The organism is Bacillus sp. FJAT-28004, assembly GCF_001280845.1.
Lineage (GTDB): Bacteria > Bacillota > Bacilli > Paenibacillales > Paenibacillaceae > Pristimantibacillus.
Window position 1 is genome coordinate 5,044,560 of the sequence record NZ_LGHP01000001.1, and the last position, 23,415, is coordinate 5,067,974.

At 44.7% G+C, this 23,415-nt stretch carries 20 protein-coding genes; 15 read left to right on the forward strand and 5 right to left on the reverse strand.

From position 1 onward, the window contains the following. Positions 1 to 121 precede the first annotated feature (121 nt). The 11 genes from AC787_RS21860 (at position 122) to tatC (ending at position 15,669) form a co-directional block, all read left to right on the forward strand. Positions 122 to 1,588, forward strand: coding sequence for an ABC transporter substrate-binding protein (locus tag AC787_RS21860; protein ID WP_054026721.1), 1,467 nt, complete (start codon positions 122 to 124; stop codon positions 1,586 to 1,588). An 80-nt stretch (positions 1,589 to 1,668) separates the two neighbouring features. Next, positions 1,669 to 2,607, forward strand: a complete 939-nt coding sequence (locus AC787_RS21865; protein ID WP_179089866.1) for an ABC transporter permease — start codon at positions 1,669 to 1,671, stop codon at positions 2,605 to 2,607. 51 nt (positions 2,608 to 2,658) lie between these two features. Beyond that, a complete protein-coding gene (locus AC787_RS21870) occupies positions 2,659 to 3,576 on the forward strand; it encodes a carbohydrate ABC transporter permease (RefSeq protein ID WP_054026722.1) in 918 nt (305 codons plus the stop codon). A 32-nt stretch (positions 3,577 to 3,608) separates the two neighbouring features. Beyond that, the gene (locus AC787_RS21875) at positions 3,609 to 4,928 is read left to right on the forward strand and encodes a glycoside hydrolase family 125 protein (RefSeq protein WP_054026723.1); all 1,320 of its coding nucleotides are present in this window, start codon (positions 3,609 to 3,611) and stop codon (positions 4,926 to 4,928) included. Beyond that, positions 4,925 to 8,062: an alpha-amylase family protein gene (locus tag AC787_RS21880; RefSeq protein ID WP_054026724.1), complete on the forward strand. Its 3,138-nt coding sequence runs from the start codon at positions 4,925 to 4,927 to the stop codon at positions 8,060 to 8,062. The genes AC787_RS21875 and AC787_RS21880 overlap by 4 nt, the downstream gene beginning before the upstream one ends. Before the next feature lie 20 nt (positions 8,063 to 8,082). Beyond that, complete coding sequence (locus AC787_RS21885; RefSeq protein ID WP_054026725.1) at positions 8,083 to 10,821, forward strand: alpha-mannosidase; 2,739 nt, start codon at positions 8,083 to 8,085, stop codon at positions 10,819 to 10,821. 254 nt (positions 10,822 to 11,075) lie between these two features. Beyond that, positions 11,076 to 11,315 (forward strand): YolD-like family protein, encoded by a 240-nt coding sequence (locus tag AC787_RS21890; RefSeq protein ID WP_054026726.1) that lies wholly within the window; start codon positions 11,076 to 11,078, stop codon positions 11,313 to 11,315. Between the two features lie 232 nt (positions 11,316 to 11,547). Further along, positions 11,548 to 12,780: an aminopeptidase gene (locus AC787_RS21895; protein WP_054026727.1), complete on the forward strand. Its 1,233-nt coding sequence runs from the start codon at positions 11,548 to 11,550 to the stop codon at positions 12,778 to 12,780. 198 nt (positions 12,781 to 12,978) lie between these two features. Beyond that, on the forward strand, positions 12,979 to 14,640 hold the full coding sequence (locus tag AC787_RS21900) for a PhoX family protein (RefSeq protein ID WP_054027198.1): 1,662 nt from the start codon (positions 12,979 to 12,981) through the stop codon (positions 14,638 to 14,640). A 74-nt stretch (positions 14,641 to 14,714) separates the two neighbouring features. After that, entirely contained in the window at positions 14,715 to 14,930 is a 216-nt protein-coding gene (locus AC787_RS21905; protein WP_054026728.1) for a twin-arginine translocase TatA/TatE family subunit, read from the forward strand. 1 nt (position 14,931) lies between these two features. Continuing rightward, on the forward strand, positions 14,932 to 15,669 hold the full coding sequence (gene tatC, locus AC787_RS21910) for a twin-arginine translocase subunit TatC (RefSeq protein ID WP_054026729.1): 738 nt from the start codon (positions 14,932 to 14,934) through the stop codon (positions 15,667 to 15,669). A 97-nt stretch (positions 15,670 to 15,766) separates the two neighbouring features. On the opposite strand, the gene AC787_RS21915 is transcribed toward tatC, so the two are convergent. Together AC787_RS21915 and AC787_RS21920 are read right to left on the reverse strand one after the other, a co-directional pair. After that, positions 15,767 to 16,177, reverse strand: coding sequence for an ImmA/IrrE family metallo-endopeptidase (locus tag AC787_RS21915; protein ID WP_054026730.1), 411 nt, complete (start codon positions 16,175 to 16,177; stop codon positions 15,767 to 15,769). An 8-nt stretch (positions 16,178 to 16,185) separates the two neighbouring features. Continuing rightward, entirely contained in the window at positions 16,186 to 16,611 is a 426-nt protein-coding gene (locus AC787_RS21920; protein ID WP_054026731.1) for a helix-turn-helix domain-containing protein, read from the reverse strand. Positions 16,612 to 16,944: 333 nt separating this feature from the next. On the opposite strand from AC787_RS21920, the gene AC787_RS21925 reads away from it, so the two are divergent. From AC787_RS21925 to AC787_RS35420, 3 genes are read left to right on the forward strand one after another with little or no spacing between them, the layout of a single operon-like run. Further along, positions 16,945 to 17,601 carry a sigma-70 family RNA polymerase sigma factor gene (locus AC787_RS21925; RefSeq protein WP_054026732.1) on the forward strand — a complete coding sequence of 219 codons (657 nt, stop codon included), beginning with the start codon at positions 16,945 to 16,947 and terminating at the stop codon, positions 17,599 to 17,601. Position 17,602: 1 nt separating this feature from the next. Then, entirely contained in the window at positions 17,603 to 17,776 is a 174-nt protein-coding gene (locus tag AC787_RS33365) for a YvrJ family protein (RefSeq protein WP_082360904.1), read from the forward strand. Continuing rightward, a complete protein-coding gene (locus tag AC787_RS35420; protein ID WP_054026733.1) occupies positions 17,773 to 18,024 on the forward strand; it encodes a helix-turn-helix domain-containing protein in 252 nt (83 codons plus the stop codon). The genes AC787_RS33365 and AC787_RS35420 overlap by 4 nt, the downstream gene beginning before the upstream one ends. A 52-nt stretch (positions 18,025 to 18,076) precedes the next feature. On the opposite strand, the gene AC787_RS21935 is transcribed toward AC787_RS35420, so the two are convergent. Next, positions 18,077 to 18,454 carry a PH domain-containing protein gene (locus AC787_RS21935; protein WP_054026734.1) on the reverse strand — a complete coding sequence of 126 codons (378 nt, stop codon included), beginning with the start codon at positions 18,452 to 18,454 and terminating at the stop codon, positions 18,077 to 18,079. Positions 18,455 to 18,634: 180 nt separating this feature from the next. Here AC787_RS21935 and AC787_RS33815 point away from each other — a divergent pair, with 180 nt between their 5' ends. Next, positions 18,635 to 18,796, forward strand: a complete 162-nt coding sequence (locus AC787_RS33815) for a sporulation protein YjcZ (protein WP_321166140.1) — start codon at positions 18,635 to 18,637, stop codon at positions 18,794 to 18,796. A gap of 144 nt (positions 18,797 to 18,940) precedes the next feature. Here AC787_RS33815 and AC787_RS21940 read toward each other — a convergent pair whose 3' ends face one another. Both AC787_RS21940 and AC787_RS21945 read right to left on the reverse strand, forming a co-directional pair. Then, entirely contained in the window at positions 18,941 to 22,186 is a 3,246-nt protein-coding gene (locus AC787_RS21940; protein ID WP_054026735.1) for a LamG-like jellyroll fold domain-containing protein, read from the reverse strand. A gap of 304 nt (positions 22,187 to 22,490) precedes the next feature. Next, positions 22,491 to 23,276 (reverse strand): HAD family hydrolase, encoded by a 786-nt coding sequence (locus AC787_RS21945; protein ID WP_054026736.1) that lies wholly within the window; start codon positions 23,274 to 23,276, stop codon positions 22,491 to 22,493. Positions 23,277 to 23,415: the final 139 nt, after the last annotated feature.

Consider the following 23,415-nt stretch of genomic DNA (forward strand, 5'->3'; position numbering starts at 1 on the left):
TACATCCGTTATTTTTAAGTTAGCCCTAAAACGCATCGCGAATAAAGGGCAGAGCAGTAAAGAAAGCGTATGCTTATGCAATTGATTTGAGCTTCGCAACAAGACATAGGGAGGACTTACAATGAGTAGAAACAAAAAAAGATTTATGCCGGCGCTCGCGCTGATGCTGGTCATGTCAATCGTGCTTAGCGCCTGCGGAGGAAGTAAAAATGAAGGTGAAGGCACTGCTGAGAAACCAGTAGAGCTGCTCTGGTACACGATTGGTACACCTCAAAAAGATGTGGACAAGGTTATGCAGGAAGTTAGTAAATATACAGCTGAGAAAATCGGCGTTACAGTCAAAATGAGCATGATTGACTGGGGCGATTACTCACAAAAGCTGCAAGTTATGACAGCTTCCGGTGAAGCAGTAGACATTATGTTTACGTCTTCATGGGCGTTCGACTACGTGCAGAACGCTAGAAAAGGCGCGTTCATGCAAATCGATGATTTGCTGAAATCGCACGGTCAAGGCATTGTTGATACACTAGATCCTGCTTTCCTTGAAGGCTCCAAAATTGATGGCCATAACTACGGTATCCCGGCTAACAAAGAGCTGCCTGCACAAGAGGTATGGCGCTTCAACAAGCAGTTTGTAGATAAGTACAAGCTGGACATTTCAAAAGTGAATACGCTTGAGAGCCTTGAGCCGTTGCTAAAAACGATCAAAGAAAACGAGCAAGGTGTATATCCTTTCGCTGTTGATAAAAACCAAATGCCTTACGTGCCATACGACTATGTGATCGAGAAGCTTCCAATGGCAGTTTCCCTCGATACGAAGGATTACAAACTTGTTAACGTTCTAGATACACCAGAAATGAAACAAGCTTTGAATACGATGCACAAATATTACAAAGCAGGCTACATCCCTACAGAAGCAGCTACGATGGATTCGATGACAGATGTTCAAACGACTGGCAAATGGTTCTCAGACCGTGCGACAACTCAGCCTTTTGCTGATAACCTATGGTCTGCAAGCTACGGCTATCCAGTTGTTTCGACTCCTGCAAGCGATGCACTTATTTACAACTGGTCTGTTATGGGCTCGATGCAAGCGATTTCGGCTAACTCGAAATATCCGGAAAAAGCGATGGAATTCCTCAACCTGCTTAACACAGACCCTGTGCTTCGCAATATGATTGATTCCGGTATCGAGGGCGTTCACTACAAGAAAACAGGCGACAACGTCATGGAAAACCTTGATGAGTCGAAAAACTACGACATGCCAACATTCTCACTGGGCAATGTAATGCTTACGTACTTGAATACAACAGATCCTACGAACAAGTGGGAAGAGTTCAAGAAGTTTAACGATGCAGGAACACCAGCACCTCTTCTTGGCTTCAACTTCGATCCGTCGAAAGTAACGACTGAAATTGCTTCCGTACAAAACGTAAGAGAAGAGTTTTGGGCACCGCTTATGACAGGAACAGTTGATCCTGAGACTTACATCAAACGTGCGAATGAGAAATTTAAAGCAGCTGGCCTTGATAAAATCATGGCTGAAGCACAACGTCAGCTTGACGAGTGGAAAGCGGCGAACAAGTAAACATGCGGGAGGTATGAAGCGAATCCACAGTATTCGTTTCATACCTTTCCTCATTAATCTGACAACTGAGAGGTGATCACGTGGGAGCCATAGGACGGTTTTTTAAAGATATTAATAAAAATAAAGCGATGTTGATTATGGTGCTGCCAGCAACAATCTGGTTCATCTTCTTCTCTTACTTGCCGATGGCCGGTATGGTTATTGCGTTTAAGGAGTATAGGTACAGCCGGGATGGGTTTCTTGCCAGCATTATCGAGAGCAAGTGGGTAGGCCTGCAAAACTTCAAATTTCTATTCAGCACCAATGATGCTTATATCATTACTCGCAATACCGTCGTTTATAACATCTTCTTTATCGTGCTTGGACTAGTCATTGCCGTTGCAATGGCGATTATGCTGGCAGAGATTACGAACAAGAAATTAGCAAAAGTTTATCAAACGGGTATGTTTCTTCCATACTTCCTGTCATGGGTTATCGTCGGTTATTTCGTATTCAGCTTCCTGAGCTTGGATAAAGGCGTTGTGAACCAAGTGTTCAACTGGTTCGGCATCGATCCGATTAACTGGTACTCTGATCCCACCTATTGGCCGATTATTATCGTCGTCGTGTTTCTTTGGAAATCAGTCGGCTACAACAGTGTCATCTATTTGGCAGCCATCATGGGTATTGATAAATCCCTTTATGAAGCGGCAATGATCGATGGCGCAAATAAATGGCAGCAAATTCGCAGCATTACGATCCCAATGCTTACACCGCTCATTACGATACTGACGCTGCTTGCAATTGGTAAAATATTCTATGCGGATTTCGGTCTGTTCTATCAAGTGCCAAGGGACTCGGGAACACTCTACAGCGTAACGAATGTTATCGATACTTATGTGTATCGCGGATTGAAATCAACTGGTGAAATCGGCATGAGTACAGCAGCAGGCTTGTATCAGTCGATCATTGGATTTGTACTCGTTATTACATCGAACGGAATTGTTCGTAAATTCAATAAAGACAATGCTTTGTTCTAGTCTAAAAGGCTTTACTGCTAGAACAAGCATTGCGCAGGGAGGAAAACCGCTATGTCCGCTCAAACGACGAAAACCCGCGACTTTCATAGGTTGTCGCCCATTTGGAATATAGGATTCCATTCCGTGGCTGGTATTTTTGCATTGTTATGTGTATTTCCTTTTTTATTCGTCACCATTATCTCGTTTACGGATGAGGCGACGCTAGCTAAAAACGGCTATTCGCTTTTTCCTGAAAAATGGAGTTTTGAGGCTTATACCTATTTATTCAAAGCGGGGGATCAACTGCTTCGCTCTTATGGGGTAACGATAGCTGTTACCGTTATTGGTACTGTGATTGGTGTAGCATGTACGGCGCTTTTCGCTTATGCAATCTCACGTAAAAGTTTCAAATATCGTGGTTTCTTCGCATTTTTCGCATTTTTCACGATGCTATTTAACGGTGGTCTTGTGCCGTCTTATATTGTAGTCACACAATTGCTTGGACTTAAAGATTCAATTTGGGCGCTCATCTTGCCGCTTGCGGTCAACGCCTTTTACATTATGATCCTGCGGACATTCTTCTCGACAATGGTACCGGATGCTATTATAGAATCAGGCAAAATCGATGGTGCGGGAGAGTTTGGCACCTTCTTCAAGCTTGTGCTGCCTTTGTCGCTGCCAGGTCTCGCAACCATTGCTTTGTTCAGTACACTCGGCTATTGGAACGATTGGTTTAATGCCTTGTTGTACATTAACACGCCGAATTTAGTGCCGCTTCAGTCGATGCTGATGCGGATCGAAAATAGTATGCAATTCATTATGCAAAACTCGCAAAATGCGTCGATCAGCACAGGTTTGCTGCAGTCGATGCCGCAGGATACGTCGCGTATGGCGATGGTGGTGCTGGCAACGGGTCCAATCGTATTCGCTTATCCGTTCTTCCAAAGATATTTCATTCAAGGCTTGACAGTTGGTGCTGTTAAGGAGTAATTACGAATCTTTTTCCTAAAGGAGCAAATACAATGGAGCAATTTAGATTACCGAAAATTCCAATGCCTGAGCTAACGCTGCCACAGGCAATTCAAGACGTGTTGAAGGAAGCGGAGCAGAAGCTGGCGCATCGCCCGAAGCTGCTTCAATTGTTCAAAAATTGCTTTCCAAATACATTGGAAACAACAACTAAGCTGATGGAGGATGGTACGACCTTTGTCATTACAGGCGATATCCCTGCGATGTGGCTGCGCGATTCCGTCGAGCAAGTGATGCACTACGTCCCGTTCGCGAAGCATGATAAAGATTTGCAGAAAATCCTTAGCGGCTTGATTAAACGACATATTTCCTATATTCAAATCGACCCTTATGCGAATGCGTTCAATGAGTCGGCTAATGATTGGCACTGGAATACTTCGGATGAGACGGATATGTCCCCATGGGTATGGGAGCGCAAGTTCGAGCTCGATTCTATTTGTTTCTCCATGCGCCTAGCACATGCTTATTGGAAGGAAACGGAACTGACTGATATTTTCGATTCCGGCTTCAAGGCAGCTATGCGCCGCATCGTCGAGTTATGGAAGACTGAGCAGCGCCATTTCGAGCAATCGCCTTACCGTTTTACTCGCGATAATGGCATTCCGACAGATTCACTCCGCAATTCGGGTTTAGGCATGCCTGTTAACTATACGGGTATGATTTGGTCAGGCTTCCGTCCAAGTGATGACGCTTGTGATTTCCATTACAATATTCCCGATAACATGTTTGCAGTTGTTACGCTTCGTCAAATGGAGGAAATAGCGGAATGGGTATTCCGTGACATGGATTTCCTTAAAGAGCTGAAAAATCTAGAAGACGATGTCAACCATGGCATTCAGCTTTACGGTATTTATCAGCATCCGGAATTCGGTCCAATCTATGCCTATGAAACGGATGGTTTCGGCAACTACTGCCTCATGGATGATGCAGGAACGCCGGGATTGATATCGATCCCTTATCTTGGTTATGTGGATGCAGAAGATCCGATTTATGTGAATACGAGAAAATTTGCTTTAAGTAAACATAATCCTTTCTATTACGAAGGAACGGCAGCTAAGGGAATCGGCAGCCCGCATACTCCTCCAGGCTACATTTGGCATATGGCATTGTCGATGCAAGGGATTACTGCGACTAGCAGCGAAGAAAAGCTAGCTTTGCTTGCGATGCTAGAAGCGACCGATGCGGATACGGGCTACATGCATGAGGGCTTCCATGCGGATGATCCGACTGTGTTCACGCGTAAATGGTTTGCTTGGTCCAACAGTCTTTTCTCACAGCTTGTCTATCAAGCGATGAAGGATGACATCCTATGAGCATAAGCACTATTATTTTTTATGATCCATCGTTTCCGATTGATTCTCGTCTAAGCTCGGACGCAGAGGGGCAGTTGCTGCAAATGGGCAGCGTCGCTCGTGCGAATAATCTTGGAATAGCGCTGGCTGCTGCGGAAGGCGGTAGCTTCGTAAATATGCATGCGCCTTATTTCCCTAAGGAAGCATGGGCTGACATTTTAGCCTATCTGAAGCGCGGCGGAGGTTTAATCAGCATTGGTGGAGCTCCGTTCAAAATTCCAGTTTCAAAAAATGAAGCTGGTGTCTGGGAGCCAGAGTCTGAGCAAACCGCCTATCATCGCGAGCTTCATATTCACGAGGCTCTGCCAGTAGATTCTGCTCCGATCATGAAATTGTCTGCGATGGAGGATCTTCCTCTGCTGCAAGGCAAAGAGTCACTGTTTGAAGTTTCAAACACTTGGAATCTAGTGCCGCATGTAACCAAAACGAGTGATTTGCCGCATCAGATGGGTTCTGCTGGACCGATGGACGCACAATTGTACCCGCTTCTAAAGGGGGTTTCAGCTGAAGGAAGAGAAGTTGCAGCACCTGTCGTACTATGGGAGAACACGAAGGGAATGTTCGCAGGCGCGCGCTGGTTGTTCATAAATCAGCCGTTAACGGAGCTATTCTGGCAAAGCGGAGGAGCGGACGAGCTTCGCCGCTGGTCGGATTTCTGCTCAGCAGGCGTAACAGAGCTGTGGTTGAAGCCTAATTATGCATCCTTCGAGCTAGATGAACGTGCGATGCTGACGCTGCAAGTACAGCAGCTTAGCCGTTCTGCTGCTGCCAAGGATTTGCCAGCTGTAAGCTGGAACTTTACGATTACGATCGAGCATGAAAGCAAGCCGGATGAGCGGTGGACGAGCAGCATCAAAGCGGAAGCGGCGAGCAAACAGCTTATCGTTCGTATTCCCGTTCCTCTAGCAATCGTGAGTGGTTATTACAAGGTGGATTGTATCGCGGAGTCAACGGATGGAGAGGTTCGTATTCTTCGCCAAGGCTTCTGGGGATTTGATGCTGAGCTGCTTGCAGAGGGAACTCCGGTTACGAGCGAACGCGATTATTTCGTGAAAGACGGCAGACCGATGCCAGTTGTCGGAATGACCTATATGACTTCGGATGTTGCGCGCAAGTTTTTGTTTTTGCCAAACGCATCGGTATGGGATCGTGATATGGCCCAGATGCGCAAAGCAGGCATCAACTGGATCAGAACCGGCATATGGACGGCTTATCGTAATATTATGCAGGTTGATGGCCATGCATCGGAGGAGGCGCTTCGTTCTATTGATGCGTTTCTGCTAACGGCCAAACGGCATGATTTGCAGATAACCTTTACTTTCTTCTCCTTTACACCGGAAACATGGGAAGGGCAAAATCCTTATCTCGATCCGCGGAGTGTAGAAGCACAGAAACGATTCATCCGGTCGATCATCTCACGTCACAAACAATCGAAGCATGTGGACTGGGATTTAATTAACGAGCCGTCGATGTTTGATCCTCCTCGTATTTTTTCTGATGGTCCTAGATCGGCACGTGATCCATTCGAGCAGGCGGCATACGCAGTTTGGCTTAAGGAGCGTCACGGATCTGTCCAGAAGCTCCAGAAGTTATGGAACATGACGCCGGAGCAATTGCCGAACTTTGAATCGGTTAAGGTACCTGAACCAGAGGAAATCAACTTTGACGTTCAAGATATGCATCAAGGCAAGAAGGGGACGCGCTGGCTCGATTATGTATTGTTCTCTATGGATATGCATAATCGTTGGGCACAGCAGCTGTACCAGACGATTAAAGAAGAATGTCCGGATCATATGGTTACAGTCGGACAGGATGAAGCGCTTGGCGCTCAGAGACCTTCACCGTTCTTCTACGGCGAGGCTGTCGACTATACAACTGTCCATTCGTGGTGGTTGAATGATCATTTGGTGTGGGACAGCATTTTTGCTAAAACGGCAGACAAGCCGAATTTGGTGCAGGAAACGGGCATCATGTACGTGGAAACACCAGAAGGACGCGCGAAACGTTCGGAAGCAGAACTACGGAACATCCTTGAGCGCAAGTATGCCTATGCCTTTGCAACAGGTGGAGCGGGTGCGGTTCAATGGATATGGAATACGAATTTCTATATGGATAATGCAAATGAATCCCATATTGGAGCACTTCGAGCGGATGGCACCGAGAAGCCTGAGGCAGATGTATCTTATGATTTCGGACGCTTTATGGGTGAGATCAGAGATTTGTTCAGAGGGCGGGAGCTTGAGGATACTGCAGTCATTTTCCCTTATTCCAATGATTTTTCCAATCGTAAGCTAGCGTTTGATGCGACAACCAAAGCAACACGCGTGCTGGCCTATGAGCTGAATAAGCCATTCCGCGGAGCTTCGGAATATCACTTGGATGAGCTGGAAGCGAATCCTGTTAAGCTCGTTATTGTACCAAGTGCCCATAATTTGGATGATGCTGCATTGAATCAGCTGCTTAGCTACATTGAACGCACAGGAGCGACTTTGCTGCTTACAGGTCCAACAAGCCTTGATGCATATTGGCGTCCAGTCGATCGTCATGCTGAGCTATTTGGTTCAAGAGAGCTTGTCAATGTACGCCGCGAAGAGCTGCTTCGCATCGGTGATCGTTTGCTGCCTGTTTCATATGGCAATCGGAGAATTGCTCAGGTATGGAAGGAAGCGCAAAAAGACAATGCTGCGGCTGCTGCCGATCAGCTCATCGAGCTATCGCACGGCAAAGGGAAAATCCTCTGGTGTCCGCTACCAGTGGAGCTTAACGATCGCATCGAGCCGATCTCGGCGATTTATGAATATGCGCTCGCGTACGCAGGCTGCAGCGTGGAGCTGAACTTTGTTAAAGGTGGAGATTTACCAGGTGTCTACGGCCGTAAGCTGACATTCCAAGACGGAGCGCTGTTCACATTCGTGTCCGAGTTCAGCTTGGATGTTGATATTGAGGTGAAGGACCCTGTAACAGGCGTTTCTTACGCTTTTGTGCTGGAGAAGGAACGGTCTGTGCTCTTTGCAGTGGATAACAACGGCCAGTTGCTGTCCGTTTACCGACCTGATCAGGTGAATGTGACGGTAATTCCTGCAAACAACGATTAACAAGAAGAGGTGTTCTAGTGATGAAAGATAAACGAACAGCCCATATCATCTCACATACCCACTGGGATCGTGAATGGTATTTGCCATATGAGAAACACCATGTATTGCTTGTAAAATTAATGGATACGCTGCTTCATACACTCGATACGGATCCGGACTTCAAAAGCTTTTATTTGGATGGTCAAACGATCATATTGGAAGATTATTTGCAAGTTCGCCCCGATAATCGGGAGCGCCTTGAACGTTATATTAAAGAAGGCCGTATTCCGATCGGACCTTGGTATATTTTGCAGGATGCCTTCCTGACGAGCAGTGAAGCGAATCTTCGCAACTTGCAAATCGGGCATCAGGATGCGAGCCGTTTTGGAACGATTGCTAAAGTAGGATATTTTCCAGATACGTTCGGGAATATCGGTCAAGCCCCGCAAATTTTGCGTCAAGCCGGTATCGATAATGCGGTATTTGGCAGAGGCGTGAAACCAACCGGCTTTAATAATACAGTAGCAGATTCCGATTATGAATCTTCCTTCTCTGAGCTGATTTGGGAAGGGCCGGACGGTTCGCAAGTGCTGGGCGTATTGTTCGCCAACTGGTACTGCAACGGCATGGAAGTGCCTACAGATGAAGCAAGCGCCAAGGAATATTGGGAGCGCAAGCTGGCTGAGGCAGAGAAGTATGCTGCTACAGGCCAATTGCTGTTCATGAACGGATGCGACCATCAGCCGATTCAGCAGGATCTGTCTGCTGCGCTGAAAACAGCAAGAGAGCTTTTCCCTGATACAGAATTCATTCATTCGAATTTCCAAGATTATTTGGCATCGGTGAATGCTTCGCTTACACGCGAGCTGTCCGTGGTGAAAGGCGAGCTTCGCAGCCAACGTACTGACGGCTGGTCAACGCTTGTGAATACGGCTTCTGCACGTGTTTACTTGAAGCAAATGAATCAACTTGGTCAAGCAATGTTGGAGAAGGTAGCGGAGCCGCTTGCTGCGCTTGCTTATTCACTTGGTCACGAATACCCGCATCACTTGTTTACTTACGCTTGGAAAACACTTATGCAGAACCATCCGCATGACAGCATTTGCGGCTGCAGCGTGGACGAAGTTCACCGTGAGATGGTGACTCGCTTCGATAAGAGCCGTCATATTGCGGAAGCGATTATTGACGATAGCAAAGTGACAATTGCCGATGCGGTTGACACATCCATATTTGAACAATATGGCGAAGATGCACTGCCGTTTGTTGTGTACAATACAACGGGCTGGGATCGCAGCGGAGTAGTAGAGATTGAGCTGGACATCGCTCGCATTTACTTCCGTGATGGTTTGTCGCTGGATGAGATGAACAAGAAAATGTACGCTGTCGATGTAACTGGCAGAACGCTTGTTGATCGAAGCGGTGCAGCCATTGCGCATACAGCTTCTGATATGGGACTTCAATTCGGTTATGATCTGCCCGACGACAAGTTCCGTCAGCCATATATGAGCCGCAAAGTGAAGCTGACATTCGAAGCAGCGGAAGTTGCTGCGCTAGGCTTGGCAGCTTATGGCTATGTTCGGAATGCGAAAGCAGAATTGCAGCCATCACAATCGCTGGTTGCTGGAGAGCATGCGCTTGAGAACGAATGGCTTCGAATTGATATCGCGCAGGACGGATCGTTTAACTTGACTGATAAACGCAGCGGTCAAGTCTATCGCGAGCTCGGCGTGTATGAGAATACAGGCGATATCGGCAACGAATATATGTATAAGCAGCCAACTGGAGAGCAAACTTTGACAACGAAGGGTGTACCTGCAAGCATTCGTCTAATCGAGAATACAGCATACCGTGCGGCATTCGAAATTGTTCATGAATGGGCAGTACCTGCCTCAGCAGAACCATACTTCGAGGTTGAGAAGCAAGAGGCTGTTTATTTCCCGGAGCGGAAGTCACAGCGTACGGAAACGACAGTTCCACTTACAATCAGGACTGAAATTGCAATAAGCCGCAAAGACGAAGGGGTGGAATGGAAATCCTCCTTCAACAACCAAGCGAAGGATCACCGGGTTCGCGTATTGTTCCCAACGGATCTGGAGACGGCTGTTCATCAAGCAGATTCCATCTTCGAGGTTGCAACACGTGATAATGAGCCGGCAGCGGAGTGGATCAATCCTAGCAACGCACAGCATCAGCAAGCGTTTGTTGATGTGAGCGGCGATAAAGGTGGTTTGACGGTTGCCAACCTTGGCCTAAACGAATACGAAGTATTGCGTGATGGACGTAACTCCATTGCGATTACATTGCTTCGTGCAGTTGCTGAGCTTGGCGATTGGGGCGTGTTCCCTACACCAGAAGCACAATGTTTGGGTGAGCAAAGCTTCAGCCTGACGATCCTTCCGCATAACGGTGACGGAGTTGCATCCGGCGCATATGCAGCGGCATATCAGTTCCAAGTGCCGTGGACCGTTAGTCAGACAGGCGTTCATGCCGGCAAGCTTGCTCCAAATGGCGCTTTATTCGCTTGGGACGGCAGTGGACTAGCGTTCTCCTCCATGAAGGTGAATGAGCAATCTGGTGATTTCATGCTTAGATGGTTTAATATGACGCCTTCGGAGACTGCGTTAAACCTATCAGAAGCTGCAGCTGTATCACTAGGGCAAGCCTATAAAAGTAATGTGCTTGAGCATGAAGTTGAAAGTCTTGTTGTAGATGGACAATCGTTGCTCAAAGTACCGGTTGGGCCATGTGAGATTTTGACCATTGGCATTAAGCATTCATAAATGATAACGAAGCCCTCTGCAATGGTTTTCCATGCGGAGGGCTTTTTATTGTTTTGCCTGAGATGGTTGTACCATTATCTGGCGAACCAATAATTGTTGCTGAATCTCTCGTAATATCGCTAACAGAGACAGATACGGCATGCTATAATAGATATATTCGCGTAACTTAGATCGATAGGAACAGGGTCTCCTCGGAGCGGAGGGGCTCTTTTTTATTGAAAATACGGGTGCATACCTAGCAGGAGGGGAACAAGGTGGCAAAAGGACCAAAAAGGCCTACTAGAGATGAATTTGAGCTAGAAGAGCTGGGCGAGCGGCTGGTTGAGGCAAAACAAGAAGGAACAGAACTGCTTCTTACGATTTGGGCACAAGAGCAAGTGAGAGGCGTTATTACGGTGCTGGATTCCAGAACAAAGAAGGTCCATGTGGAATATATGGGCAGCGTAACGAAGGTTCCTTTCATGGATATTATGAAGGTGGAAAGCCCTTATTAAAGTGATGACCGGGCAGCAATAACATATGAGCTTTCACTAAAGGGCTTCCCTCGTTCATTCGCTGAACGTTGGGAAGCCCTTTTTTGAAGAGAGTGAGAAATAATGCTGCTTAGAATAGGACACAAATGTTCTTACCTGAATCATTTGAGCAATTTACCTTGGAGGATTATAATTGAAGAAGATTATGGTTTGTGTAACAAAATCAAATGATTATGAAGGAGGATTTACATACATGTATCCAACACCGCAACAATTAGAAAATTACGCAGAGCTGGTCGTTAAGGTAGGCGTCAATGTGCAGCAAGGACAGACGGTTGTTGTCATGGCACCAATTACAGCAGCTCCACTGGTACGGCTTATTGCATCCGAGGCATATGAGGCGGGCGCAAAAAACGTTCATGTGGAATATAACGATGAGGAGCTCTCACGCATCAAATACAAGCAAGCGCCTGAGGAGGCTTTCTCGGAGTACCCGATGTGGCGTGCCAAAGCTTGGGAAGAGTTTGTGGAAAATGGCGCGGCGTTTATTACTATTTACTCCCCGAACCCTGATCTGCTTAACGACGTAGATTCGAAACGCGTTGCGACAGCATCAAAAACCGCTTCAACTGCGCTTAGCAGCTATCGCGGTTCACTGATGAATCATACGAATGCTTGGTCGCTTGTATCTTATGCAACACCCGAATGGGCAGCTAAAGTATTCCCGGATCTCTCGCAAGAAGAGGCCGTTCAGAAGCTTTGGGAACGGATTGTTGATGCAACGCGGATTGGTTTGGAAGATCCCGTTCAAGCATGGAAAGCGCATAATGCCAAGCTGCTTCAGATGGTCGAGCTGCTGAATAGCAAAAACTACAAACAACTCCAGTACGAAGCGCCAGGCACGAGTCTGACTGTAGAGCTGCCGGAAGGACATATATGGTTAGGCGGATCCAAAGCGAACGCTAAAGGCGTTTATTTCAATCCAAATATGCCAACGGAAGAAGTATTCACAATGCCAAATAAGGATGGTGTGAACGGAACCGTTCGCAGCACCAAACCTTTAAATTACAACGGTCAAGTCATTAATGGCTTCTCCTTAACCTTTAAGGATGGCAAAGTCGTTGATCATTCGGCTGAGCAGGGTTATGAGGCGCTCACTAATTTGCTTAATACGGATGAAGGAGCTAGACATTTAGGTGAAGTAGCGCTAGTGCCGCATGATTCACCGATCTCGAACTCCAATGTAACCTTCTTCAATACACTGTATGATGAGAATGCCTCCTGCCATCTTGCGCTTGGTCAGGCGTACCCTGTCAATATCAAGGGTGGTACAAAAATGTCACCCGAGGAGCTTCTCGCTCATGGTGCAAACCGAAGCCTGACTCATGAAGACTTCATGATCGGCTCGCCCGATATGAATATTGATGGTGTGACGCAGGATGGCACTCGCGAGCCAATCTTCCGCAACGGAAATTGGGCGATTTAATACTCTTGACCTCGTATCGTATGCGAAAAAAGCTGCTATTCCACAGCATTAGCTGTGGAATAGCAGCTTTTTGTGATTATAGGAGATTACTTTTGTTTACAATTACTCAAAAATGATATGACATAGGGATGACACTAGTTGAGTATGCTTGTCCTCGTAGACCATAAATCTTGGGGAGTGAACACGTTGAATAAGGATATGGATCGTAAAACATTTCTTTCTTTTCTAGGAACAGGAGCAGCTGCTTTAGCTGCAGCATCGGCAGGGCTAGGCTCTCTAGATGGTAAAGTTTCCGCAATGTCATCGACTGCTGACCATTTGTTTGGATTTAAAACGAATAAAGTCAGCGGATATTTTGATCCTATTCAACCTTCGAAAGAAGATAAACTGATTATTCCTAAAAATTTTAAATATGATGTTGTCGCAGCATTTGATGATGTGATTAACAAGGCTGGGGAAAAGTTCGGTCAAGGAGCTGACTATAACGCCTATTTTCCTATTGAAGGATCTAATACGCGTGGATTGCTTGTAACCAACCATGAATATACCAATATCTTCTCAATGGGTCCCATTGTCGACGGTAAAATGACAGCAGAACAGATTAAAAAAGATCTTTATTACCAGGGAATGTCTGTTATCGAAGTATTCCGTGACGAGAACGGTACTTGGAAAATGGACACATCTTCAAAATATGCACGTCGAATTAATGGAACAACGAAATTTGATATTACAGGTCCAGCAAAAGGGTCCGCAGCACTTGGCAAAGCTACAACCGCAATCGGCACATTCGCAAATTGTTCTGGTGGAGTAACGCTCTGGAACACTGTACTGTCATGTGAAGAGAACTACGCTGAAACTGCTGCTAATGCAAAACTTCCTGAAACGCATTACGGTTGGGTAGTTGAAGTTGATCCTTTTGATAAGTCTTACCTTAAGAAGCATACTGCTCTTGGGCGATTTAATCATGAGAATACTGCAATGGGTATTGCAGCTGACGGCCGAGTGGTTGTCTACATGGGCGACGATAAGAAAGATGCTTGTGTTTATAAGTTTGTAAGCAAAGGTAAATACGATAAGCTAAAAGGCCGCTCCAACTCCTCTTTGCTCGAAGAAGGAACGTTATATGTTGCGAACCTTAAATCGGGTAAATGGCTTCCTGTTACGATCGAAGAAGTGAAAAAGGTACTATCGAGCGAAAAGTACAAAAATCCCTATGGGATTTCCGGAACAAAAGAAGATCTTCTTAAAAAGTTCCAATCACAAGGTGATGTCGTAACATACTGCCATGAAGCAGCGTTGCTGGTGGGTGGTACTCCGACTGACCGTCCGGAAGATATTGAAATTTCACCTTTTGATAATACGGTCTTTATATGTCACACCAATAACGATATTCACGGTAATATCCATGGTCATATCACACGTATTTTCGAATCTGGCAACGATTTAGGATCGCTTGAATTCGATTTTGAGATCTTTGCTGCCGGTGGAAGACAGTCAGGTTTCAGTTCGCCAGATAATTTAGCATTCGACTCTAATGGAAATCTTTGGGTAGTAACAGACATTTCCTCAAGCAGTCACAATAAGGGCGTTTATAAGTCATTCATGAATAACGGACTGTTTGTTATTCCGACAAGCGGTGCTGGCAAGGGTACCGCGCTGCAATTCGCATCCGGCCCGATTGATTCCGAGATGACCGGCCCATTTTTTACGCCGGATGAACAGACACTTTTCCTTTCCGTACAGCATCCTGGCGAAATGACAACTGACCTAAGTAAACCAACCAGCACATGGCCTCATCGTCCAGGCGATAAAATAGCACGCTGCGGTGTCGTAGCAATTAGCGGATTCAAACTTAGCTAAATAGTACTTATTCTTTACGATCAGCCACGGATTACCATCGTGGCTGAATACGATCCTCTAGGAGATGACTGATTATGCCTTTCGGAAACATTGGAGTTGGTGGTTTAGTTTTGATTCTTATTATTGCCCTGATTATTTTCGGACCGTCTAAGCTTCCGGAACTTGGTAGAGCTTTTGGGCGTACTTTAAGTGAATTTAAAGGTGCAACACGCGGTCTTGTAAATGGAGAGGACGACGAGAAGAAGAAAGAACCTGAAATGGGACAGGAAAGCGTCCTGCCAAATAAGTAGTATGAAAAACCAAACCGAACAAAACCTACTTGGACATTTGGAGGAAATGAGGGCTCGTATCATACGTACCCTCATCGCTTTTTTGGTATCGATGGTAGCGGCATTCATCTACGTACGTGATATTTATCAGTGGCTGGTAAGAGATATGGATCAAAAGCTGATCGTACTTGGTCCTTCTGATGTAATGTGGGTGTACTTCATGATTGCAGGAGTTGTTGCAATCGCGGTAACACTGCCGGTTGCTGCTTATCAAACATGGAAATTTGTTCAACCCGCAGTGCCGGAAAAAGCGCAACGAGCTACTTTGTTTTTTATTCCGAGCATCACTTTATTGTTTTTGATTGGCATATTTTTCGGTTATTTTATTTTATTTCCGATGGTTCTTCATTTCATGAATGAGATGGCTGCGAATGATTTTGCAACCATGTATACAGCAGAAAGATATTTTACTTTCATGATCCATATGACAGTTCCGTTTGGTATTTTATTTGAAATGCCAGCGGTTGTTATGTTTCTCACCAAGCTCGGAATCTTGAACCCAAACAGATTGGCAAAGGCGCGTAAACTAGCTTATTTTATTCTTGTAATTATTGCAGTTACCATTACCCCTCCAGATATATTGTCGGATATTATTGTAATTGTACCGCTATTCTTACTTTATGAAATCAGTATTACGATTTCGAAAATTGTATATCGCAATCAACTTAAAATGTATAGTGAGCTTAATGCGAATACTTAAATATTTATAGCAAAAGGGGCTGTCTCAAAAGTAGATAAATCTACTTGAGGCCAGCCCTGTTTTCTTTAAATGGGACGTTTTACGGAAATCCAACGAATTAAAAATAAAACTTCTGCATTTCCGCAGGAACGCCATTTCGTCTAAGCAGTTCTTCAAGAGTCTCACTTGGAGCGGGAGAATCGCCGGCTGTCAGCAGCCTTACTGCAAATTTACTCGCTTGTCGCTCATACTTTCCAACATTAAAAAACGACTGCTCATCTAGCCAAAAACGGTTGAAGCCAGGATGCAAACGGTCATGTCCGAGTTCATGTGCGCATACGAAGCGGCGCCAATTATCCGGAAGCGAATCGTGAATGACGATAAACCGGCGTCGCAGTTTTTTGAAATAGAGACCACGCGTTCCTTCTCCGAGATCGGCGTAACGAATGTGAATGCCAAGGCCCTCAGCGATGATGAATGGATCGTTAGTCTTGTATTTCCGAATAAGCTTTAAAATCATTTTATCCATAGCAACACCTACCCTTTGGCATCATCAGGAGCATCGTTAGTCGGCTCGGTCTTTTTTTTGTGCTTGTTCATATGCTTAGCTTCCCAGAACAATCCTGTAAGCACATCCATTACGCGCTGACGATCGGTAGCACTAAGCGGTACGCCGTCAAACATAATTTCCCCGTCTTCCTCAAGCAGCTTCTTAAAGTCACGCTTATCTTTATACGTTGCCCAATCGGGTATAGTTGCCGAGGCTGCATCGCGGCCAAGCAAATAATCGGTTGTCGTCAGTAAGATATCAGCCATTTTTTGCAAATCCTCACTTGTTGGTGATACCCGATCATTCTCGATATGACCAAAGTTAGAGCGACCCATATCGAGCTTTGCGGCGACATCCTGCTGCGTTAATCCGCGCTCAACTCTTAGTTGTTTAATTCGTGCACCCAATGACATTATAAATACCCTCCGTTTTTGAATGTTGGTATTTTAAATACTTGACGGTAATTAAAATACCAAATACAATGAGATTCATCAGACGAACATATAAAGAAATCTATAAGTAGATCATTTTCGCTATTTTAACTACTTAAAAGTAAGTATATTTTTGATTGAGAGTATTGTCAATACCGAAGATGTCGCTATATTTTTTTGTTTTGAATGGTATTTTAAATACTCAACATTCACTTTTTGCTCAAAAACAAGAACACATGTTCTGGTTTTGGTTGTGCTAGCTGCAACTTTACTCACTTTAATAAATAGAAAGTTAAAATGAAGGAGTGATTCCGATTGAGTTTCAAAGTTTGCTTAGAAACATCCCAAATACCTGAAGAAGTCCATTTTTTCAAGGACTATCGTTTGAATAACCCGCAAGTATTTGAAAACAGCATGGTTTCGACGTTTTTTGAAACTCAAGTACACACTTCTTTATTTGGTAAAATAATCAGTAACCCAAGCCCAGAAAACAAGAGGAATTTTGAAGAGGCATTTCAAAGGTTTTACTTTTGTATTCGTTTCACAAAATATGTGAGTTCGATGATACGATTTGCTAACATTGACTATCATCGCAAGCGAAGGAAAATGGAGGGAAGAAATCAACTGGTTTTTGATTCGCCAGTAGGAGAAGAAGGGCAGATAACTCTGGGCGAATACGTAATGAGTAGGTTGCCGGAGTCTTCTATGGTGCTTCCAACCTCTAATCCAGATTATTTTGAGGCTAATTTGAATGATCCGGATTTATACTCTGTTTTCTCCAAACTTACGGATAGACAAAAAATTGTGGTAACGCTTTCGTATTCTGCCTGTGAGCTCGACACAGAAATAGCAAGAATGTTAAACGTGTCTCAACAAGCGATTACAAAAACTCGTATTTCTGCTTTAAATAAAATGAAAAGAGGTCTCCAAGCAAAGCCGTATATATCACGCTCCAGAATGGGGGTGAGTTGATATGGAAGAATCATCTCTCATTACATTAATTACGAATTCAATTTCAAACCTAGGCTTCCCGATCGTTATCACGGGATTCCTTCTACTGCGGTTTGAAAAAAAGATTGAAACTCTAAACAATATCATACAGGAACTGTTACAAGAAATCCGGGATGGGGTGCATAATAGGAAATGATACAGAACGATTTGTTTTCTCTAGTTGAAAGGGCAAAGTGCGGTGATAAAGATGCGATGTATAAGATCATAGTCATGTTTCAACCGTCCATTAACAAGGCATGCAGATATACGCATCCAAATGAACAACATGATTTAAAACAGTACCTTACGGAAAAGGTAATAAGAGCTGTTTTGAGTTATGATTTGGGCTCGGTTCCCGCATACTTTCAATTTATTAACCAAACTCCTAGTAAATCGAAAGTCTGACGGATAAAAAAAATGATCCCCGCCGACTCCTAAGGTCCGCGGGGATCAAGATTTATTTTAAGACATATTCAGCTAATACCTTTTGCAAATCGTATATGTTCAGGTTTTTATTGAATGTTTTTTGGATGGGTGTGACGCTGCCAGATATCCAAATTTTCAACTCGGCGTCAAGATCATAGTTTCCGGCTGTTTCGATGCTGAAATGAGTAATGCTTTTGTAAGGATAGGAATGGAAATCGATTTTTTTGCCGGTTATGCCTTGTTTATCAATAATGATGAGGCGTTTGTTCGTAAAAATAAACATGTCGCGAATCAGCTTGTACGCTCTTTCCACATTCTCCGATCTACTAAGTAAGTTACTAAATTCTCTCTGCGCCTCTTCAGGATTTACTTCAGAGGCGTTCCCCATTAATGCATCCAAAAAGCCCATTTCAACACCATCCCTCTAATTCCATATGTACCTAAAAAATAGTACCTTCATTTACTTTATGCGCAGACAAGTAATAATATATGGTTTTTTTAGGCATCTGCTCATTTCCTGCAAAAGCCCATACACTTTTGCCCCAGAATCATAGGATACTGTGTAAGTTAACAAAAAGGAGATGAACAAATGAGCTATGGAGTAGCAGGTGCTAATATGGGTCCTGGAAATTGCGCACCTTACCCAGTTGCAGGTGTAGGCGTAGGCTGCGGCGGTGGCGGATTCTCAAGTATTGGATTTATCCTTGTCCTTTTTATCCTTCTTGTCATCATTTCTCGTTCTTGGCTGTAAGCAATAAATAAGCCAGAGCGTAAATGAAAGTCTGTCAAAACGCTTTCCCACTAAATGAAAGTATAATAACATCCCCATGTGCCTGAGCCATGGGGATGTTATAGTTTAGCAAGATGGACAATTTTGCAATGAAGCTTATTAAGATTATTCTACAATGGAACGAGCGACGAGAATAAGGTCTAATAGATCGATGACGCCATCATTATTGACGTCGGTTTGCTTAATTTGTTCCCAATCAGCAGCTCCTGTACCCTTGCCGTAATGAATAACGATGAGCGCCAAATCCGAAATGCTGACTTTTCCATCATGGTTTTGATCGGCAGGGTTTGTGATTTCTTTTGGCGATACTTGGATATTCAACGTGTGCGGAGCGGCATTGACTTCACTCTCTCCGTTCGAAATTAAGATGGATTCCGCAGTCACTTTACCTGTTATAACCGTTTGAGTTTCTTTTGCTTTAAAGGTAAGCTCCACAACCTGTTTACTGCCGGTAACCGCGTTCTCTACCCCTTCACTAGCAAGAATGAGACGTATTTTGCCATTCTCGTCATGGATGGTATTCACAATTTGAACTTTTGGAAGAAGTGAACGGCTAGCTACATATTCAAATACATTTGGATCATAATGAAATGAGATATCTTGTGCATAGACGTTGTCTGATACATCATTCAAGCCCAGCTTAATGGTAAACGTAGAACCGGCTACGACAGACGTTTTCCCTTCCAGGACAGCAGTTGGACCGGACGTTTCAGCTCCTTCTTCTTTAACGGAAGAGGTGAAGTTAGGCAATGACTCATTTCCATGCGCACTCGCGATCATCGCTTGATGAAGCGCGGCAGAAGCACCGTCATTTTGGGATTGCGTTACTAATCGTACAATAGGCTGATCCGGCGAGATGACGGAATCTGCTGAGAGGACGATTCTTGTTTTTCCATTGGCGCTTTCATTTCGTAATACGGTAACGCCAGCTTGAAGCGGCTTAATCGTTTGGACAGTCAAATCGCCTGTCTCTAATTCGATATCGAGAGCTTTGGCATCCGTGCTAAGATGACTGACTGCGAGCTCATAGCCCTTTAATGCTTTTGAAGAGATGTCTACAATTTTGGTTAATTGAAGATTAGGGGCATCGGGTTTGTTCTGATCCTTCTGAGGGATGAACATGCCATCAATGGTTTTGGAATCCCCAATCGGTGAATCAACCTCCAGTGCAGCTAATATGGTTGCAGCGATATCCTTCGTTGTTCCACCTTGCAAAAGCTTCTCTTTGCCGACATCCGTTGCAACCGTTCTTCCGTTCGCTGCGATAAATACCGTTTTGGCCAGTGGCGAGTCTTGTCCGTGTGCAGTAGCGCTGCCTAGTGTATGGTCTGCCTTTTCTGTGCCTCCGCCATGATCGGCTGTCATAAGAATAAGTGTATCGTCCAGCAGATTTTTGCTGCTGAGTGAGTCATAGATGGTTTTTACGAGCTTATCTGTTTCCATCAGCTTTGCGTAATAATCCTTCGTATAAAAACCGAGAGAGTGCCCGACGCCATCCACATCATCCAATTGGAAAAAAATAAGGGATGCATCGTAGGCTCTGCCGTCTGCTGTGTATTGCGCGAAAGCATCTACATTTGCTTTATCGCTCGCGGAGTATCCTTCAGCTCCAAGGGAAGGTTCAATATGCCCCTTAATGATGTTGGACCATGTCGTGAAGGCAGCAAGCTTAGTCTCTGGAAATTGTTGACGCAGTTTTTTGAATACCGAAGGGTATGGTGACGTTTCACTATAAGTATTCGTTGCGCTAATGGTATTGTCGATCTGATGTTTGCTGTAATCAACGCCGTTTATCATGGCACCCCAGTTAGGAGAAGAAACGGTAGGCAGTGTCGTTGTTACGGAATAGGAAGCAGCGCCATTCTCGATAATGCCGCGCAGTGCAGGAATATTAAGGCGGCTGCCTACCGTTTCTTTCACGGAGTTTGGTGTTTCCCAGTAAGGCGCATCCTTCGAAACAGAGATGCCGGCACCGTCGATGCCGATAACGACAACTCGTTTATAAGGCATATATTTCACTTTGTCAGCAATGGCAGTCAGCTCTTGAACGGAATTCCCCTGCGCTAAGGCAATATCACCGATCGTAATGTGGCTGTCTTTATTCATATCTTCTGCTGCTTTGGTATGAATTTGAACGGTTTGCGCAGGCGTGTTTAACGTTTCCTTCACATATTTGTTTCCGCCTGTGTAGAAGTCAGCTGAGGTCACCTGAATGGTGCCTTGTCCACTTATATCCTTCGCAAAAAAGTAAACATCAGACAGCGTAGATGCCGCAAATTCCAACGGATTTGTTTTGTTATATACGCTTCCTGCCGGGAGTTCCAACTTAACGATGCCCGGAGTGGAAGTATCTACTTTGGTTGCCTTCGTCGCACGCGAGAATGTGAACTTGTTGCTATCATAGGCAATTTCTACGCTCGCGCTGTCAATCGCACTCGTCATGGTTGGGGTGCGAAGGTCGAGCATCTGCTTGAACTCAGTACCTGTAGCTGTCTCCGTTGCTCCGACGAATTTTAGAGTGCCATTGAATTTATCGCTAACTACAATCGGGGGAGCGCTATTGAAAATTTCTGTGACCTCTTCGGCAGTAACCGCACGGTTCAAAATAAGCACTTCATCGAGCTGCGCTTCCAATGCGGCCGAATAATTGCCTGTTCCGTCATTGCCGATCATCGTCGAAAGACCGGAATCAATCGTTCCCGTGCGGCCGGTTATACTGATTGCACTAGCGATATTATTATATTTGGTTCCGTTGGAAGTAGAGACTGCAACCGGTACGCCATCCTTATAAAAATCAACGCGTCCGAGGGTGCGGTCATGCGAGACGACGATATGGTGCCAGCTTCCATTAGCGACATTCGGAATATCAGCATCTATGCGAGTTCCGCCTGCTGTGTTAAAATTCCATCTCATTTTCTTATCCGAGTGAAGAGAAAGGTTGTAACCGACGTTAGTACCGCTGTTCCAATCTTTGTTGGATAAAATGGATGGGTCGGAATCTACGCCTGATGATTTGACCCAGAAGGAGAAGCTGAAGCTCTTATCTACTCCGAATTGCAGCTGTGAGGGCTTGCCCAGATTGATATATTGTTTACTCGCACTAGTAGAGCTTAGGGAAAGGGCTTGTCCAATTCTTCCAGGGACGTAAGTAGGAGTGCCGACGACGGTAGCCGTGAGATTGCTGGCGGAGCTGTCATTGGTATTGTTCTCAAAGCTGAAATTTGCGTGCAGATCGGCATTTACAACAGCTGCAAAAGCAGTCTGGCTCAGCGGAACAAATCCCCCTGAAGCGGTAATTAACGTAACAGCAGCAAGTGTGGATACGAATGCTTTTTTTATCGTCTTATTCATAAATAACAACCTCCAATTTTTATAATGAGTGTCTCGTATAGTCGTTTAAGAGCAGTAGATATACTTTTATGGCATTTGGGCCATAATCCAACATCCTTCCCACACATAGATTAAAAACAAAACAAATAATGTCTTTAAATAATGTGATTAATTGTTTTTATGTGCATTTGGTTCTTCTTTATCATAAGGTTGTGTTGTTAAACAGGTGTAATCGTAATATGAAGAATTTACAAAAATAGAGGCTCCACCCAGTCATATTGACAAGGTGGAGCCTCTATTTGCTTTATTAGGCTATTCAGGAGTACTAGAGAGGTAGCAGTGCTTCAATATCCCTCAGTGATTGAATTTCAAAAGTTGGACGAGTGGCATCGTTTGGCAGCAGCTGCCCAGAACGATTCAGCCAGGCACTTGCAATCCCGGTTCGGCTCGCTCCCAAAATGTCGGTAAACAAATTATCTCCGACCATTAAACATTGCTCAGGCTTTAGCCCAGCGAGGTTCATACAGTGCTCAAAAATTTGTGGAGACGGCTTGCCGCAGCCGACTTCACCCGAAATGACGATATGAGGAAAATAATCGGATAATCCGCTGATGCCGTAAAGCTTCTCTTTCTGTAAATCAGGAGTTCCATTTGTGAGCAGCATAAGCGGGTATTTCGCAGATAATGCAGCGAGCACCTCGAATGTTTCTTCATATACATAGGGACGCTTGCGCCGCTCGGCTGGAAACTGCTCTGCGAGCGTGGCGGTAAGCCCTTCATCGTGAACGCCTAACTCTTTTAATCCTCTCTCCCATACGCTTTTACGAAAAACAGGCGCTGCCTCTCTCATAAGCTGCAGCTCGGGTGCTGCTCCATCATCAAAGCGAGCCCACATGGCTTCCATCGCGGTTACTTCAATATTCGCTAAGTAAGGGTAACATTCCAATTCACTAAATACAGCATGCGCGGATTGAATGACGGATGGCTTTAGAAGTCCTAATTGTAAACCTAATGCTTGCTCCGCTGCTTCGCATGTTGCATCAAGCGCCTCGTCTGTACTTTTTTCATCCCAAATAAGCGTATTGTCCAAATCGAAAATAATCGTTGTCATAGGCGTTGAATCAGTCCTTTGTTTGGTTTGTTGTCGTTCATAAGAAAATGAAAAAAAGGTTGTTGCACTTAAAATATAGCATTTCGATGTTTAAAACAACTTAAAACAATAATAAAAGCAATTAAACACACAATCTTTA

Coding starts and splice junctions, on each gene's coding strand:
- AC787_RS21875 (WP_054026723.1), top strand. CDS start 3,609: ATGGAGCAATTTAGATTACCGAAAATTCCAATGCCTGAGCTAACGCTG.
- AC787_RS35420 (WP_054026733.1), top strand. CDS start 17,773: ATGATACAGAACGATTTGTTTTCTCTAGTTGAAAGGGCAAAGTGCGGT.
- AC787_RS33815 (WP_321166140.1), top strand. CDS start 18,635: ATGAGCTATGGAGTAGCAGGTGCTAATATGGGTCCTGGAAATTGCGCA.
- AC787_RS21880 (WP_054026724.1), top strand. CDS start 4,925: ATGAGCATAAGCACTATTATTTTTTATGATCCATCGTTTCCGATTGAT.
- AC787_RS21945 (WP_054026736.1), bottom strand. CDS start 23,276: ATGACAACGATTATTTTCGATTTGGACAATACGCTTATTTGGGATGAA.
- AC787_RS21860 (WP_054026721.1), top strand. CDS start 122: ATGAGTAGAAACAAAAAAAGATTTATGCCGGCGCTCGCGCTGATGCTG.
- AC787_RS21935 (WP_054026734.1), bottom strand. CDS start 18,454: ATGGGCTTTTTGGATGCATTAATGGGGAACGCCTCTGAAGTAAATCCT.
- AC787_RS33365 (WP_082360904.1), top strand. CDS start 17,603: ATGGAAGAATCATCTCTCATTACATTAATTACGAATTCAATTTCAAAC.
- AC787_RS21915 (WP_054026730.1), bottom strand. CDS start 16,177: ATGGATAAAATGATTTTAAAGCTTATTCGGAAATACAAGACTAACGAT.
- AC787_RS21870 (WP_054026722.1), top strand. CDS start 2,659: ATGTCCGCTCAAACGACGAAAACCCGCGACTTTCATAGGTTGTCGCCC.
- AC787_RS21895 (WP_054026727.1), top strand. CDS start 11,548: ATGTATCCAACACCGCAACAATTAGAAAATTACGCAGAGCTGGTCGTT.
- AC787_RS21885 (WP_054026725.1), top strand. CDS start 8,083: ATGAAAGATAAACGAACAGCCCATATCATCTCACATACCCACTGGGAT.
- tatC (WP_054026729.1), top strand. CDS start 14,932: ATGAAAAACCAAACCGAACAAAACCTACTTGGACATTTGGAGGAAATG.
- AC787_RS21920 (WP_054026731.1), bottom strand. CDS start 16,611: ATGTCATTGGGTGCACGAATTAAACAACTAAGAGTTGAGCGCGGATTA.
- AC787_RS21900 (WP_054027198.1), top strand. CDS start 12,979: ATGGATCGTAAAACATTTCTTTCTTTTCTAGGAACAGGAGCAGCTGCT.
- AC787_RS21940 (WP_054026735.1), bottom strand. CDS start 22,186: ATGAATAAGACGATAAAAAAAGCATTCGTATCCACACTTGCTGCTGTT.
- AC787_RS21905 (WP_054026728.1), top strand. CDS start 14,715: ATGCCTTTCGGAAACATTGGAGTTGGTGGTTTAGTTTTGATTCTTATT.